At 56.8% G+C, this 16,426-nt stretch carries 12 protein-coding genes; all 12 read right to left on the reverse strand.

Annotated features, from left to right (window positions below; all coding sequences use genetic code 11):
* Positions 1–678: 678 nt before the first annotated feature.
* The 12 genes from PL597_RS25255 to PL597_RS25310 all read right to left on the reverse strand — a co-directional run bounded on the left by PL597_RS25255 (position 679) and on the right by PL597_RS25310 (position 15,869).
* Positions 679–1,008 carry a hypothetical protein gene (locus tag PL597_RS25255; protein ID WP_077768168.1) on the reverse strand — a complete coding sequence of 110 codons (330 nt, stop codon included), beginning with the start codon at positions 1,006–1,008 and terminating at the stop codon, positions 679–681.
* Between the two features lie 64 nt (positions 1,009–1,072).
* Entirely contained in the window at positions 1,073–2,947 is a 1,875-nt protein-coding gene (locus PL597_RS25260) for a LysR family transcriptional regulator (RefSeq protein ID WP_077768167.1), read from the reverse strand.
* Between the two features lie 52 nt (positions 2,948–2,999).
* Positions 3,000–4,325 (reverse strand): MmgE/PrpD family protein, encoded by a 1,326-nt coding sequence (locus tag PL597_RS25265; RefSeq protein ID WP_077768166.1) that lies wholly within the window; start codon positions 4,323–4,325, stop codon positions 3,000–3,002.
* Positions 4,326–4,417: 92 nt separating this feature from the next.
* Entirely contained in the window at positions 4,418–5,203 is a 786-nt protein-coding gene (locus PL597_RS25270) for an amino acid ABC transporter ATP-binding protein (protein WP_077768165.1), read from the reverse strand.
* Between the two features lies 1 nt (position 5,204).
* Positions 5,205–5,972 (reverse strand): amino acid ABC transporter permease, encoded by a 768-nt coding sequence (locus PL597_RS25275; RefSeq protein ID WP_012475919.1) that lies wholly within the window; start codon positions 5,970–5,972, stop codon positions 5,205–5,207.
* 87 nt (positions 5,973–6,059) lie between these two features.
* The gene (locus PL597_RS25280) at positions 6,060–6,782 is read right to left on the reverse strand and encodes an amino acid ABC transporter permease (protein ID WP_012475920.1); all 723 of its coding nucleotides are present in this window, start codon (positions 6,780–6,782) and stop codon (positions 6,060–6,062) included.
* A 141-nt stretch (positions 6,783–6,923) separates the two neighbouring features.
* Entirely contained in the window at positions 6,924–7,823 is a 900-nt protein-coding gene (locus PL597_RS25285; RefSeq protein WP_012475921.1) for an ABC transporter substrate-binding protein, read from the reverse strand.
* 157 nt (positions 7,824–7,980) lie between these two features.
* The gene (locus tag PL597_RS25290; RefSeq protein ID WP_077768164.1) at positions 7,981–9,942 is read right to left on the reverse strand and encodes a hydantoinase B/oxoprolinase family protein; all 1,962 of its coding nucleotides are present in this window, start codon (positions 9,940–9,942) and stop codon (positions 7,981–7,983) included.
* 2 nt (positions 9,943–9,944) lie between these two features.
* Positions 9,945–11,996 carry a hydantoinase/oxoprolinase family protein gene (locus tag PL597_RS25295; protein WP_012475923.1) on the reverse strand — a complete coding sequence of 684 codons (2,052 nt, stop codon included), beginning with the start codon at positions 11,994–11,996 and terminating at the stop codon, positions 9,945–9,947.
* Between the two features lie 260 nt (positions 11,997–12,256).
* The gene (gene hutC, locus PL597_RS25300; RefSeq protein ID WP_161596396.1) at positions 12,257–13,006 is read right to left on the reverse strand and encodes a histidine utilization repressor; all 750 of its coding nucleotides are present in this window, start codon (positions 13,004–13,006) and stop codon (positions 12,257–12,259) included.
* Positions 13,007–13,209: 203 nt separating this feature from the next.
* Positions 13,210–14,739, reverse strand: coding sequence for a histidine ammonia-lyase (hutH, locus tag PL597_RS25305; RefSeq protein ID WP_012475925.1), 1,530 nt, complete (start codon positions 14,737–14,739; stop codon positions 13,210–13,212).
* Between the two features lie 182 nt (positions 14,740–14,921).
* The gene (locus PL597_RS25310) at positions 14,922–15,869 is read right to left on the reverse strand and encodes a DUF3830 family protein (protein WP_204814888.1); all 948 of its coding nucleotides are present in this window, start codon (positions 15,867–15,869) and stop codon (positions 14,922–14,924) included.
* Positions 15,870–16,426 lie beyond the last annotated feature (557 nt).

The following is a 16,426-nucleotide window of genomic DNA, read 5'->3' on the forward strand; positions in this document are numbered from 1 at the left end:
CGCAGCATGCCGTTCACGAAGTCGAGGTTCGTGAAGTATTGGTTGTTTGTCCCGACCGCGAAGGTGCCGGTCCGGATATCATGAAGCTCCTTCGGCTCGATATGGAGGATTGCCTTTGTTGAAAGCGTGATCTCTGCAACGAGCTGTCGGAGGTCGGGAGCGACTTGCCTGCAGGCCATGTGTTATGAACAAGAAGGTGGAAGCAAATAGATGATGTTAGGAAAGGGTGGGATTGCAGGGTGGGCAGGCACGATACTTATAGTGGAAAAAGGTATGGAGCAATTTCGCCGAAATCTGGGTGGGCCTTCTAAATATTGGGCGGGCCGCCCACGTAACTATAATTGCAGGGGCCCACCAGGTTAATTGCGTGGCCGCGTTGATTGGGTGATATTATTACCTAACATGAGATTGTTATTTGACAGGATATATCCCCTTGTCTAGTTCGTCAGTTCGTCAGTTCGTCAGTTCGTCAGTTCGTCAGTTCGTCAGTTCGTCAGTTCGTCAGTTCGTCAGTTCGTCAGTTCGTCAGTTCGTCAGTTCGTCAGTTCGTCAGTTCATTAACATTGCTCCGCGCTTGCCTGATTTGAGAGGTTGTCTCTGCACGGGTCTGCAGCGACATATGGCTACGAGGACCTACCTTGCCGATGAGCCGTATCCATCCGGCGTAGGCCGCGGGGTTTATGATCTCGGCTCGTCTGCCATGATGCGTTCGATCCTTTCGGGATCACATTGCTCATCGACGCGGAATTGCCGGACACCGCCCTCGCAGGTGCGGATACCGGCGAGGAATTCCTTTAAGCTCTCGATGCCCCGGTCGGTGAAGGTCGTGACGCCCTCTTGGCTGCCGTCATGGGCATGGATCATCTCGCCGTAATCGATATTGTCTGAGTTGCTGGCGATTTCCTGGAGGAGTTCGAGGTTCTCGCCGATCAGCGAAGCAACATAATCGATCGTGTAGACATGCGTCGGGCGCGCTGACCTTGCCCCGTTGTGAGCCGCTAAGCGCATTGTCCTCACCACCAGCTCATGTGCTGTAACGCGCGAAGCTGTCGCAGGCTGTACCCTCTATAAGTTAAGGTACAACTCTGCCGTTGGATGAATTAGCCTCCTGAAACGCTTCCTTTACGTGGCTGATCAAAGCACGTTCAGTCTCGTTAAGCGGCGTGGAGGTGGAGAATATTGCCCATAGTCGCCGCGGCGGGACTAAATGGTCGAGAGAGAACGTGTCCACGATCCCTGCCTCGATCTCCTTGATCATCACCGACGCTGGCAAGATCGTGCCAAGAGGTGAACGACGCAAAACCGAGACGATCAGAGGTACCGAACCCAACCGCATTACCGGCTCGAGCTGCACAGTAGACTTCGCAAGTGCCGTCAGAAGAGTTTGATGCATTGTGAGCTGTGAAGGTGCCAGAAGGAGCGGGATGCTCCTCAGCTCGTCTGCCGAAACTCTCTCGGCCTGAGGCGCAAAATTCAGCTTCCTATTGACGATCAGGACGACGTCTTCGCTGCGGCCAATTAGTAGAGAGCCTACTTGCGGATCGATCCTACCAACGACAGCAATATTGAAACGGCCGGTTAGAACGCCATGATGCAGTACATGTCGAGGGCCCTCCACAACCTCGATTTGGCAGTTCGGAAATTCATTGTGAAATGCGCTAAGCGCCACGGCCATGCATTCGGACGTCAAGGAATCTGCGCTCCAACTCACCGGTAACGCAATCCGAATTGATTGTTCAAAGGCCGCAGCTATGTGGCTTCGTTCGCCCAGAGTGTCGTTGAAAGCCCTCTCAACGCCGACAAACAGCGAATGCAGCCTTTCAGCATCATCGGTCGGTTCAGAACCGGTCTTCTTCCGGTCGATAAGCCTTGTCCCGAGCGCATATTCGATCTGTTCAAGCTGGGCCGGTATCATCGGAGCAGTCCGTCCGGCGACGCGGGCAGCGCTCGCCATGCTGCCGGTCTGCACCACACGATTCACGGTAGAAATCTGCTTCAGGCTAACCTTGGGATGGAAATTCGTGGCTTCGGACCAGCCCGAAGGGGCCTCGACGCCTTTGCGGACATCATTTAGCAGATTTAACAGAAGTTCATGGTCGTTAGAGAGCTCTGCGGTCACGCAGCACGACGGACTGCGAATTACCGGAACCGCAGTGATGCCCTGGATGCGAAGACGCTGGGGTACAGTCAGTTGGGGCAGAAGTAGATCCGACTTGCGGATGTCGTCGATGAGCCCTCGGAGATCCTGCAGACTTCGATCGGTGGTGGAAATCCGTGATGTCGCGATACCGCTGGAGCGGTCGAATTTCGTGTCGCTTTGCAGTGTACCCGGCAGATCGGGAATTTCGGTTTTTGGAGCAATGTCACCACGCTCGGGTCGCTCCCCAACCGTATGGGTCAGCCTCGTCCAATGGTCTGGAGCAACGACAACAGAAGGTCCGGATACCCCAGTACCGATGGTATGTTGGATCTTGAGCTGCCCGAGTGGCACCGCGTCTGACAGAAGATGGCTGGGACCGTTCTGCATTCCGAAGGCGCCAGTACCCGTGAAGATCAAGTCTACATAAGGGTGGTCGGGTTTGGAATGGAAGCGGCGGATCGCCGTGATTACAGCGTAGGAAATTGCTGTCCAGGTATAGTCAACGTCTAATTTGAGGATGACGGGCGCCGAAGGCGCCGCGCTGCCGCCAAGTTTGGCATGACTCAAATATTCCTCGGCAAGGAGGAGACGAACACTGCGATTGTACAGCCAGACCGCCGAGCGTAGCGGAAAGGAGTTACGCCCTTTGCGACCAAAAAGCGTCACTCCAATCTGGGCTTCGAGCGTGCTGAGCTTGGCACTCAATGCCGATGGTGTGAGACCAAGCTTCGCGGCCGCATGCGCCATCGTTGGACTGTCGCAACTGACAACGAAAGCTGCCAGATGCGGAAAGTCGATCTTGGGCATACTAACCTCGGATGAATGTGCGCATCAGAACCTTGCGCGAGCTCTGGAGACCCTATGCTGAAAAGATATCGGACAACCGGGTTGCCTTGTCCAGATCACGGATCGCCCAAACATGCTTTCCGAAATCGGCCACCCTCGACTGCCTTGCGCGGGAAATGCCTCCCGCCAGTTTCCTGGTGATTTCCTCCCATCCGGCTGGATCGTCGGGCGCCCCTCGCGGCACACGCCGCCGCTCGGCCAGTCGCTTTCCGTCCAGGAAGACCACTTCGATGTCGGGGTTGTCCGAATCCTCACTCCGCGCGAACATCGCCACCTTGACCAATAGCTCGGAAACGTCCTCATGTGCGATGGCGTTCGTTTCAAAATCGTTCAGCGTTAACTCGCCTTGGAGCAGGGCGGTCGCCACCGTATAGTTCATGCTGAACTTCGCCTCGATTCCCGTTCTCGGCTTCGGAAAGCGCAGATAGCGGATGCACTCGTCGCGGACGAAACAGTTGATCCGTTCGATCGCTTTGATGTCGAAACCAGACAGCGCTCGGATCGTCAATGCGCCATCAATTGCAAGATGGGTGCAGCTGCAGCAAGGATAAAGCTTTACTGCAAGGCCGGGGGTAACAAGTTCCCAAGGGTTGCCGAGAGCTGGCAACGTTGCTGCTGATCCGCCTGTGAATGCATCCAGGAAACCGGATGGTGCCTCAAGGATGCCAGATCCGGCCGTGAAGTCGCTTTCTGCCAGCTTTGCAGCAAGGAAGCCAGCTTGAGCGGCCCGGCCGCAATGCAAACTCTTCGTCATCGTTCCGGTGTTGCCAAGGATGCCCCCGGCAAAGGAGCACGCGATCGCGAGTGCGTGCTCCGTTTGGCGCGCGTCGAGGCCACGCAAGTTGGCCGCAGCGCCGGCAGCTGCGAGAGTCCCGAGCGTCGACATCGTATGCCACCCTTGGCGCGTATGTGCGCTGCCCACTGCGATGCCAAGCTTGCAGGCGATCTCGATCCCGACTGCATAGGACCGCAGGAATGCCCGGCCGCTCGCTTGCGTTTCGAAGGCCGTCGGCAGCAGCGCACTGACGATCGGGGCACTCGGATGGCCATTCATCGAGAACTCGCTCGTATCATCAAAGTCGTCTGCATGCGCGCAGGTGCCGGTCAGAAGAGCCGCCAGTGCAGGATCGCTCCAGCAACCTAGACCAGGGACGGGAATGCCCTCCCGATCGTTCCCTGGTGCGCATACTGCAACGAGAATTTCTACAGGCCGAGACGCCGTGCCAGCATATATGCAAGCGAGTGTGTCGGCCACATGGATCTTTGCGCGCTCGGACACAGACTGAGGCACTTCCCGCACATGGGCGATGAAGTCGGAAAGCTCGGCTGTTATGGACATGACAATGTTCGGACTTGTGCGCCTTGGAAATGAAGAAAACAGGCCATGTCTTGGGCACCTAGCGGAGACGCCGGCCGTAATTCGCCAACTGTTTAGGAGATTCGCTCCAGGAATTCGGCCGTGCGAGCGTTTTGGGGGCGACCAAAAATCTGCTCTGGTGGCCCCTGTTCAATGATGGAGCCCTTATCCATCACAACGACTCGGTCGGCCACCTCTCGTGCGAAACCCATTTCGTGAGTGACGACGATCATGGTCATGCCCTTGCCGGCGAGTTCTTTCATGACAGAGAGAACTTCGCCGACCATTTCCGGATCAAGTGCGCTGGTCGGCTCGTCAAAAAGAACAATCTCGGGCTTCATCGCGAGAACGCGAGCAATTGCTACACGCTGCTGCTGGCCACCCGAGAGTTGCGCGGGATACTGATCTCGCTTATCGGCCAATCCGACGCGCTCCAGCAGGGCAATTCCTTCCTGGATCGCCTCTTGCCTCGGGCGCTTTAGAACATGAACGGGAGCCTCGATGATGTTCTGCAGAGCGGTCAGATGCGGAAATAGATTGAAGCGCTGGAAAACCATGCCAACATTCCTGCGGATTGCGGCCTTTTCCTTCTCGCTGAGTGGGACCTTTTTACCGCCTGCGAGCTTGTTGCTCACAAGTGCGCCATTCAGGTAGATCTCACCGCTCTGGATTTGCTCCAGATGATTGATACAACGGATAAGCGTCGTTTTGCCGGAGCCGGACGGACCGATGACGACAACGGTCTCCTTAGGTTGGACCGTCATTGAAACATTCTTGAACACGCTCAGGGTACCGAACGACTTGCTTACGCCGCGGAGTTCCACGGCAGGTGCCACGCTGGCTTTGGATTGATCGGCCATTTCAGGTTTCCATCTGTAACAGGTTGGGGGCGTTCGACTCGGGCTCGCGCGCAGCAGTGCGAGGACTCCAGGACAGCCGGTTCTCGATCCATTGTTGAAGGACGGTCCACACCCCGGTCAGCACGAGATAGTAGACGGAGATCGCCGCATAAACTTCGAAGGTCTTGAAGTTTTGCGATCGCAGGCTGTCGGCGACGTGTACGAGTTCTGGAACGGCGATGACGCTCAGGAACGCAGTGGTCTTGAACATCATGTTGCATTGGTTTCCGAGCGAGGGGAGGATGATGCGAAGCGCCTGGGGGAGGATGATCCGGCGCATCGCCAACGACGGCAACATGCCCAATGCCTGTGCGGCCTCGCTTTGTCCTTTCTCGACCGATCGGATGCCGGCCCGCGTGATCTCGCTCATATATGCTGCTTCGTGCAAGCTGAATGCGAATATGCCAGCGACAATCGCTCCGCTGATGGAAAACGCCGGCGTCGTGATTGTCGACGGGAAGATGTCAACACCGATCAGGTAGGGCAGCCCAAAATAGATTAGAAACAACTGCACGAGGATAGGAGTTCCTCGGAAGAACCAGACGTAAAGCCAGTTGAAACCTCTAAGCGCGCCATACAGGCTCAGTCCGAATAGTGCCAGGAACAGTCCCGCAATGATCCCGACCGCCATTGATGTGAGAGTGACGGAGACGGTGAGCCAGACAGCATATATAAGCTGCGGTGGTGGCGAGAAAACCAGCTCGAGGAAATAGTGCAGGTCAAAGTTCATGATTGAGCTCCCGGAGCAACTTCGCCGCCTTCATGAGACCGAGTGGCGTTCGAGCGACTACGCTCGCCGAATTGGGTGCGGACCAGGTCATATCGAAACGAAGCCCTTTGAATAACGCTTCTCCAATGCTTCTTGGAGAAAGCTCCAAGCGGTTGTGAGCGCGAGGTAGTAGATCGATACGCCGAGATAGACCTCGAAGGTTTTGTAGGTCACTGAATTCACTGCGTCGGTGATAAACAGCATCTCTGGAACCGCGATCAGGTACAGCAACGATGTCGCCTTGAACATGCCGTTCATCTGATTGCCAAGTGGAGGCAACATGATGCGAATTGCCTGTGGCAGAATGATCCGCTGCATGAGAAGCCCCGGCGTCATGCCGACGGCCCTGCCGGCATCCCACTGGCCATGGTCGACCGAAGCGATAGCGCCGCGAGAAATTTCGCTGAAGTATGCCGCCTCATGGAGCGCGAAGGCGGTCACCCCCGCGACAATCGCCCCGCTGATCGAAATGAAGCCGAACAGATGCACGTCCTGCGGAAAAAGATCGACATTCGTCAGATAGGGGAGGCCGAAATAGATCAGAATGACCTGCACAAGGAGCGGTGTGCCGCGAAACACGAAGATGTAGGCGCTGTTGAACCAGCGGAGCACGCGCCATCGTGATAGTCCGAACAGGGACAAGACAAGCCCCAACACCACACCGATGACCATGGACGCGAACGCGACCAGAACCGTCGTGAGCAGACCGCGCAGAAGGGCGGGCCGGGGATTGAAGACAAAATCCAGGAAAAAGGCGATATCGAACTGCATGTCGATAATGTCCCCGTTTCTTATTGTGTTCGAGTTCCGTTGCCGAGGACCTTACCTCTTGCGCGGAGGGCTGCCGCCGAAGCGGCAGGCCAGGAGTGTACACCTACTCGAACCTATCGAGCGTTGGGCATCTGCGGAAAATCATGGGCACTGCTTGTCGTTGCGGCAAAGCTCGACATGGCCGTCCATGCCCCAGGTCTTGGCGGCCTGCTCGACATAGCCGCTTTCGTAGAGAGAGACATAAGCCTTGCGTACGGCTTCTTGCAGCGCAGGGTCGTCCTTGCGAAGCACAATACCGATGGTGAGGGGGTCGATCGGTAGACCGCCGATCTCATATTTATCGCCGGTGAGCTTCTTGAAGTAGGAGAGTGTCATCGCGTCGCTCACGAAAGCGTCCACACGTTTCAGATCGAGCTGCCGGAACGTGACCGTATTCTGCGGATAGGACTGGATCTCGATCGGTGGCTTGCCTTCGGCGCTGACCTTGGTGTTGGCTTCCTTCAGTAGGCGTTCGTTGGTGCTCGAGACCAGAACCGCGACGCGGTGTCCTGAAAGATCCTCGTAAGTCTTGATATTGAGGGGGTTTCCTTTCGGGACAAGGAGGCCCATCCGCTCGCGCACGTACTCCACGAAATTGTATTTTGCGACGCGAGCTAGACTTTTCGAATTGTTCGACATGACTGCATCGCATTTACCCGTGTCCAAAGCAGCGAAGATACTGGCGAACGGATAGTGGACGACTTCGGTTTTGATACCCATCGCCGGGCCAATCGCCGACATTACGTCAACATTGAAGCCTTTCGGCGTGACGCCGTCTTCATCCAGGAAGCCGCCGGGGGGATTGCCGAGTTCGGTGCACATGACAATCTTGCCGGCCTTCGCCAGTTTTTCGGTTGGCTCGACGCTCTTCGTGATTCCCGAAGCCGCCTGGCTGTTTTCATATGCTTTGCCTTCGGATGGCTCCGCCGCCTTTGCTGCCGGTGCGATACAGACTCCGGCAAGAAGTAGATTCACGATCAATGCGTAAGAACGAATTCTCATTGTATTCCCCTTTCTTCTTCACGATGTTAGATCGTTTTCACTACGCGGGACGCATCTCCTGTGATCGAGAATTACGTCCAGGTGTTTTGGTTTCGGCAATGGGCGATGGTCGCTGGCTATTCTCCGCTGTTGTTGTCATGGACGCACCGCTAAGCTGTCATTGCTGCAAAAGCCGGTTTTCCTCCGCGAGTGCATTCGGGATTAAATCGAGCGTCGCTCTTTTGCTTTCCTTGATGAAGCGCGAAACCGTATTGCGTACGAGGGTTGCTCTGACCGAAGCGTCATAATCAAAAGAACGGACGGCCAGGGCAGCCCGGACGTCGATGGGCCAGATGGCGTCGAACGCCTGTCGCGTTTCACAATGCGAGAATCGGTTGTTGCCCTTGATCATGGCCGACCTGGCTGCCTCAGTGGCCTTCATATCGATCGTGAAGTCATCGCGAATTACCACCCCGTAGGCCGCGCGAGCTTTTTCAGCTGAGACGACGCCCCGCTTTACGTCCGCGAGCACAAGCTCGGGATCTCTCTCTGACGCTGGCCCAAACCCGCCCCCCGCCGGAGTGATCAGGCGGACGACGTCACCCCGCTTGAAGTGGAGAACGTCAATCTTGCCGATCTCACGTTCATCCTTCGTGTCGGGGTTGACGATGACGCGCGCGAGGGATCCGGCTTCGCCGCCCATGATACCCCATGGAGTGAATTTGAGCCGATCCATGCCGCGCACCGTCATGACGGCCTCAACGTCGGTGTTCTCCAGATCCAGGACCACCGAGGCGCCGCTGCGCCAACGACCCGGTGCCTGGCTGTCGATGACAAGGCCGTATCGTTGAACGCGCATGATAGTTTCGACTTCGATAGTCTCCGCCGGCACGGTCAAAAGTGAGCCCGACCGGTTGTCGACGCCATCGATACCGTCGTGTCCTATTTTACCGCCACCGCCGCCGCAAATTGGATTGATCACGCTCACACGCTTGCCGCCATGAAGACGGTCGCGTCCGGTGACCACGATGATCCCCGACATACCCGGGCCAGCTGCGGCCAGTCCTCCGGGGATTGCGGCGTTCAAGCAACCAAGCACAACGTCGTAGACGCGGGTCGACGCGGTGACGCGTGATCCGCCGGCGGCTGGGAAGTTCGCATTGATGATCGTTCCGCGGGGAGCGATGATCTTGACCGGCCGCAGAAGGCCACGGTTCCGGGGAGCGTCTGGCGCCTTTGTCAGGATATAGTAGATTAGCGATTGCAGGGTATAGGGATGTGTGGTCGAGCCAGTGACATAGTTGAAGGCTGCGAGGACCTGAGGATCCGTTCCGGTAAAATCAAACAGTAAATCGCTGCCGGTGACCGTCATCTTCGCATGGATATTGATGAATTCACCGGCCTTCATACCCTCAATGTAGTCGGCGAACTCGTAAATTCCGTCGGGAATTTCGGCGATAACCTCCCGGGCCCTCGCTTCTGATAGGGCGAGCGTTGCATCCATCCCGTCGATGACTTCCTGCGTCGAATACCGATCACAGAGTTGGCCGAGACGCACATCCATGCTCTTCATAGCAGAGAACATTGCTTGGATATCGCCCCACAGCTCCGATGAGATGCGGCTGTTATCGAGCAAAATGTTTCTGACGGCCTCGTTGAGAACTCCCTCGCGATACAGAAGCACGGGGCGGAGCCTCAGCCCCTCCTGAAATGTTTCCGTAAGTGTCGGCGCTATGCTTCCGGGAACCGCGCCGCCGATGTCTGAGGCATGCACGAAGGCCCATGCCAGCGCTATGAGCCGGCCGTCGCGGAAGATCGGATGCACCAGCGACACATCCATCATATGGGTGACCATGCCGTCGCTTGAGAATGGATCATTGGTTATGATGCAGTCTCCAGGCTTCAGGGAGGAAATTGGGATATCACCGAGACCGCCCTTGACCGACAGTCCGATGAAGGCGCTGACACCGGTATTTACGGGGTAGGCGAATGCTTCACCCTCAGCATTTGCCAATGCGCACTGGAAATCCTGAACGAGCTTCACGAAGGTTGTGTGAGCCGTACGCTGAAGGGTCGAGGATGCTTCTTCGACGATCGCGTTGAACCGGTTCGCCATGATTGCAGTTTGTACGGGATCCATTTTTACTGCCTCCGCGTCAGTGCGAGTGCGCCGGTTGCGAGGGCGCTCGCGTGAAATGCTGCTGGTACGAGGACGGTAGAATCGTCCTCCTCGATGACGCACGGCCCCTTGACCGTGCTGCCGACAGTCAGGTCCTTGCGCCGATAGGTGCTGGCGGAAGGATGGAGCTTTCCGGCAATGCGGATGTCGCGCTGCCCAACGGGCGCAATTTCAGCACGAGGCCCAAGTGGAGCGTGCTCGTCTGGAGGCATAGGCAGACTGCCCCGGACACGCACGCGCAGTTCAACGAACTCCACTGGCGCAGCCGTGTCGCAATGGCTGTAAAGCCGCAGATGCTCATCATGGAAACGATTGGCAATAGACGTAAGATCGGGAAATCTGCCATGACTGACAGGCACTGCGACCGCGACTTGGAATGACTGTCCCCTATATCTCAGCTCGGCCCAGAACTCGTGTTCCACCGAAACCAGTCGGGATCCGTCGATCTGGTTCGATAACCAGACCAGGGTCTCATCCTTGAGCTTTTCGAATTCCGCCGCCACGAGTTCGTCGGTGACGGTCGAACCCTGGATCACCGCAATGACATCGTGTGTAAGTGAAGTCACGACCCCGCCCCGAGCGCAGAAGACCGAGGGAGCGGGCGGCACGATGATCGAATTGATGCCGACCTCATCGGCCAGAAGCGGACCATGTAGCGCACCATTGCCGCCGAATAGCACGAGGGTGACGTTTTGCGGGTCGAGGCCATGGGCGGCAAGATAGGGCAGAATGCGGCTTACCATATTGGAGGTAGTCACCGACAAGCACGCGTCAGCCGCTTCGGCAGTCGAGACGCCGAGCTGCTGCGCCACGGAGGAGTAAGCAGAAGCGGCGCGATCGACATCGAGGCGCATCGCGCCCCCGAGGAAATTCTCGGCGTTCAGATAACCGCACAGGAGGTAGGCATCCGTAACCGTCGGCATGTCGCCGCCGCGGGCAAATGCAGCCGGTCCAGGAAAAGCGCCGGCACTCTCCGGACCGACTCGCAATGCAGGACCATTCAACCGCACCAGAGAACCGCCGCCGGCGCCGATCGCTTCAATTTCGGTAACGGGCAGGGTGATCGGGAAATCGCCGACCGCGCCTTGTGCCGTTACCGTTGGTTGGCCCTGGCGGACCAAAGAGACGTCCGTACTTGTGCCGCCCATGTCGAAGGTCAGCATATATTCATGCTTATTGGTGCTGGCGATGGTTTGGGCGGCGGTGATGCCGGAAGCAGGACCGGACAATAGGGTATGCACCGGAAAGTTCATGGCGTCGGCGAGGCCAAGCGCGCCGCCGTTTGACCGTGTCACGTAGAGGCGCGCCGAAGTCAGGCGCGAGTTCACATACTGCTCAATGTCGTGGAGATAGGACTTTACACGCGGCTTGACGTAGACGTTCAGGGTTGCGTTGACCGCACGCTCGTATTCGCCCATGCGAGGCCAGATGTCGCTCGATATGCAGACATCGATTTCAGGTGCCGCCGCCGTGATGATGTCGCGGACCTTTCGCTCATGTGTAGGATCGCGGAAGCTGTGCAGGAGGACTACTGCTATGGAGGACACACCTTCGGCGCGAACCGCGGCTACGGCCTTCCTGACTGCGCCTTCGTCTACCACGGTCAACACCTCGGCATCCGCGCTCAATCGTTCGGGAACCTCGAAGACCAGGTTTCTGGGCACCAGCGGCAGGGCGCGCGATGAAAAGAGATCGATCGGGTTCTTCAGACGCAGTCGCTGCAGCTCAAGGATGTCCCTGAAGCCTTCCGTTACGAATAGCGCTACCGGTTCAGCCGAGCGTTCGATCACAGTGTTCGTGCTGACCGTCGTTCCGTGCATGACGATGACTTCGTCGCCATCCTCAACCTCAAGCGCCTCCAGTAGCGGCTCGAAACCGTTTTGGAAACCCTGTGCGAAATTCGGTGGAGTAGAGGGCACCTTCAGGCGCTTGATCCCTTTTCCGGAATCCGCTCGCCATCCTACGAAGTCGGTGAAGGTGCCACCAATATCCACGCCAATCCTAACCAGTGCCATCGAATATTTCCCATTTCCTCACTTGTCTGAAGGCAAAACGATACCTGCATGGCCCGTGGGGCCACGTCGGCAAGTCATCTGCATTCAGCGTTTGATGAGCTATCTTGAGACAGAGCATCAGAGTTGCGTAGTGCAGTTTTATTAAATTGGGTGCATAGTTTTTTTGAAGTGGATGCCGCCTCGGATTCTTGGCGGCACTTCTTGTCACAAAAAACAGCGCCACAGGGCGCTGCTTGTTCCTTATCGTTCGAAGTCGCCGCTTATGGACCGACGGGAAGCGTATTCGGTTTGAAGCGGACGACGAACCGGTGACGGTCGCCAGGGTAGATCAGGCGCACGAATGTGATTAAGTCGCCCTCCAGCCAAGTCCGGCGCGCAATCGAAATGCAGGCCGTGCGCTCGACCACCTGTAGCCTCCTCGCCAGGATCGTATCAGCCGACACGGCGCGGATTGAATGCTCGCCTTCAGTAAAAGGGATGTTCTGAAGCAGCCAGCTTCCAGGCGGTTCGTCTTTGAACTGTTGGCGTTCGGCCTGTGGAACGGCGTCAAGATTGATCTGCCGCGTTTCCATTGTGAACGGAAGATTGTCGGCATAGTGCATAACTTCGAGGGTTAGGAGCCGTGTGCCAACCGGGACTCCTACATGCCGCGCATCGAGCGCGTCGGTGGCCTTTCGGATGCTGCGATCGGTAATCTCGAACGTATAGGTCCTGTCGATTGCCAGCACTTCTGCGCGGATATCCTGAATATGCATCAGCGGCTCTTCAATACGCGGCGGCGCGACGAAGGAGCCGGAGCGGCGCTTTCTCGAAATCATGCCCGAGGCTGCAAGGCTCGACAGGGCCTTGTTCACCGTCATGCGGGAACAATTGTAAATATCAACCAACTCGCGCTCAGGCGGGATGCGGAAGCCGGAGCCCCACTCGCCAGTGGCTATCTTGTTTTCGATGTCACGCTGAATCTCCAGATAACGCGACGACGCCTGTTTGTCTGTCGCGACTTCATCCATTGCTGGTCGATTCATTGTTAAGGAAGCGAGCATCAGTCACCAGTCGTACCTCTTTCACCTGTATTACAAACCTTTTATTGGTCTATAACATATGGTGCTTTGGCCGTATACCAACCGTGCTCATCGCAACAGCTCAATAAACTTTCTGAACGTCGGGAAGGGAACGCAGGGAGCCGCCCCTTCCCGGCTTATTCAGTCGAATATTAGAGCAACGGCAAAACATCCTTCGAAACGGGCGTTGCCAGGCGGCCGGTCGCAACGAGCTCCGTCGCGCGCTTGAGGTCTTCGGCCATGTATCGGTCGTCTTCGAGTTTCGGCACGGCGGTGCGAATAACCTTGCGAACTGCATCGAGCTCCGAACTGGAGGTGAGTGGCGTTCTCAAGTCAATACCCTGGGCTGCGCTCAGCGCCTCGATGCCCACAATCGAAAAGAGATTGTCGGTCATCTGCAGGAGACGCCGCGCGCCATGGCAGGCCATCGACACGTGGTCTTCCTGGTTAGCCGAGGTAGGGGTCGAGTCGACAGATGCCGGATGCGACATCTGCTTGTTCTCTGACATCAGCGCGGCCGAGGTTACCTCCGCGATCATGAAACCCGAGTTGAGGCCCGGCTTCGGCGTAAGAAACGCCGGCAGGCCATAGCTCAGGACCGGATCGACAAGCAGCGCAATGCGGCGCTGAGCGATCGCGCCGATCTCGCAGACGGCGATTGCAATCTGGTCCGCCGCAAATGCTACTGGCTCGGCGTGGAAGTTGCCACCGGATACGATCGTGCCGTCGGACAGGACGAGCGGGTTGTCCGTCGCGGCATTGGCTTCGATCATCAACGTGGCGGCGGCTTGACGTAGCAGATCGAGGCAGGCGCCGGCGACCTGAGGCTGGCAGCGAAGGCAATACGGATCTTGTACCCGCTCATCCCCCTCTTCATGGCTAGCGCGGATTTCGGAACCCGCCAACAGCCTGCTCAGCGCGCTGGCCACGTCGATCTGGCCCTGGTGGCCGCGCAGGGTGTGGATTTCTGGATGGAACGGCGCAGTGGAACCCATTGCGGCGTCCGTCGATAGCGCGCCGGAAATGAGGGATGAAATGAGAGCTCGGTGGGCGCGAAAGAGGCCGGCCAATGCCAGCGCCGTCGAGGTTTGGGTGCCATTGATCATGGCAAGACCTTCTTTGGCCTTCAAGACGATAGGGGTGAGGCCCGCCTTTGCCAATGCCTCTTTGGCTGGCATGACCTCACCGTCGAACTTCGCCTGACCTTCGCCGATCAGCGCCGCAGTCATATGGGCGAGCGGAGCAAGGTCACCGGAGGCTCCGACCGAACCTTTCTCCGGAATAATAGGGAGAACATTCTTTTCGAGCATCGCGGAGAGAACGTTTATGACCTGTGGTCGCACACCTGATGCACCCCTGCCGAGCGAGATCAACTTCAGCGTCATGATGAGGCGAACGATACCGTCCGGGAGTGGCGCTCCAACCCCACAGCAATGTGACAGGATCAGATTGCGCTGGAGGGTTTCAACGTCGTCGGCGGGAATGCGCACACTCGCCAGTTTGCCGAAACCGGTATTGATGCCGTAGTGAGCGATATCTCCCCCAGCGATCTCGGCGACCTTGTCGGCGGATATCTGCACTCTCTTCAGCGCCGCGGCATCGATCACGGGTGCGAGCGTGCCATCATAAACGGCAGCCAGGGTTTCCAATGAGACTTTTCCGGGAACGAGCGCGTGGGCCATGTTTAGAACCTTTTAGGGGGACAGGAGATCCAGAGGCATACATAATAGCCATGCGTCCTCTATTTTGTATATACCAATACGAAAATGGACCAAATGTAAAGCGCCGCGCAGCAAAAATACGAACAGCGGCTCTAAAGAGGTGCCGCTCTAATGCCGTCGTGGTGGCAACGGATTGATTATGTTCACTGAACCGGATTGAAACGACCGTGAAACTCTTGCCCGTTGACGGCTCGCCCGTAGAACATTCCTAGATACCACGGGAAGTAATGGTAGGACCACGCGCATAGGCGATTGCCATACATAATGAAGGTGCGGAGCAGTGTTTTGAGTTCTTCCTTGTCGTCCGTCTGCTTCATCGCCATACGAAGTTTGTTCGAGAAATCCAGCAGCGTGTTAAGACCGGAATAGCCGAGATACTCCGAATACGCGGGATCGAATGCTTCAACGGCGGCCACAAAGTCGTCGTGCGAGAGCGTATCGATAAGTTTGAGGAGCGGGTAGGCGGTGTACATGATATAGTCGCGGAGCATGCCGTTGGCGAAGTCCCAGGCAGTGAAAAACTGACCGTAGGTCCCGGTATCGCCGATCTGTCCCGTTCGGATCTTACGCAGATCCTCCGGCTCTACCGTCTGGATGCGCTTGGCTTCGGCGTAGAACTCGGCTGCGACGCCCTTGAGGTTTCCGAAGCGGCCCTGTCCATTGAAGGCTTCCGCGGGATCGTGTGGCCTTACCTCTACGAAGATCCTCTCCTTCGCGAAGAACAGATTGTTCCAGATGGCTTTGCCGACGATGGGAAGCAGATGGTGGTATTCCGGACGTACCTGTCCCAGCACCGGCTGCGCCAGGGGCTCAAGGCCCTTGCCATACTGAATGGAAAACTTATTGCCGGTCGCCTGGGAGTATCTCAGATCCCCAACGGCACAATCGACGATCCGCCGACGCAGCCGCACCGGCGCGGTGCTGATCGTCGGCGTCCAAGCATATAAGGACTCGCCGGAAACGACGGGATGAGCCTGCATCACCTTGAATGGCAGGTCCTGCCAAAATTCCTCGCACAATTCAGGGTTATCATCATCCGCCAATTCAGCCACGACCGTGATCTGAAGTTCCGGCCACGCGATATCGATCAATCTTCCCATTTTCAGCGCGCTCCGAAGAAAAATTCGAGCCAGTGAGACCGCGCCCCGAATAGGTATATACCATAGAGGTTGCTCGGCTGGTCGCAACGACGAAATCGCCTTAATCGGCGCTGAGCGAAAGAAAATTCCCATACAAAAAGGCGTATTTGTCTATTTTTGTGCAATTTTGGAATGATGTTAGAGGAATATTTCAGTTTCCGGATCGAGGCGCGGTCGTTTTCTGGCCCGTCAAGCCGTTAGTTTTTGGGCTAAACGTATATTTTCCTAAGCGGTATGCCGGACGAAAATATTAAATGGTCTATACAAAACGGAGTTTATGGCTATGCTAATCCGAGTGGAGGTCACCTGCCACGCACAAGATCAACCATAGGATTCTGAGAAATGTCGTTTAACAGCTTGAGTGACGTCGTTAAGGCGGTGAAGGAAAAGACGGCTGCTTATGAAAGCACCGAGCCGAAGGAGCTTCATGATATCCGGACCGGCACCTTCGCGGTCGGGACAAACAACCAATACTTCACGAACCTCGACTTCGTGAACGGCATGCTGCG

This window comes from Agrobacterium sp. ST15.13.013 (assembly GCF_027956525.1).
In the GTDB taxonomy this organism is placed as follows: Bacteria; Pseudomonadota; Alphaproteobacteria; order Rhizobiales; family Rhizobiaceae; genus Agrobacterium; species Agrobacterium salinitolerans.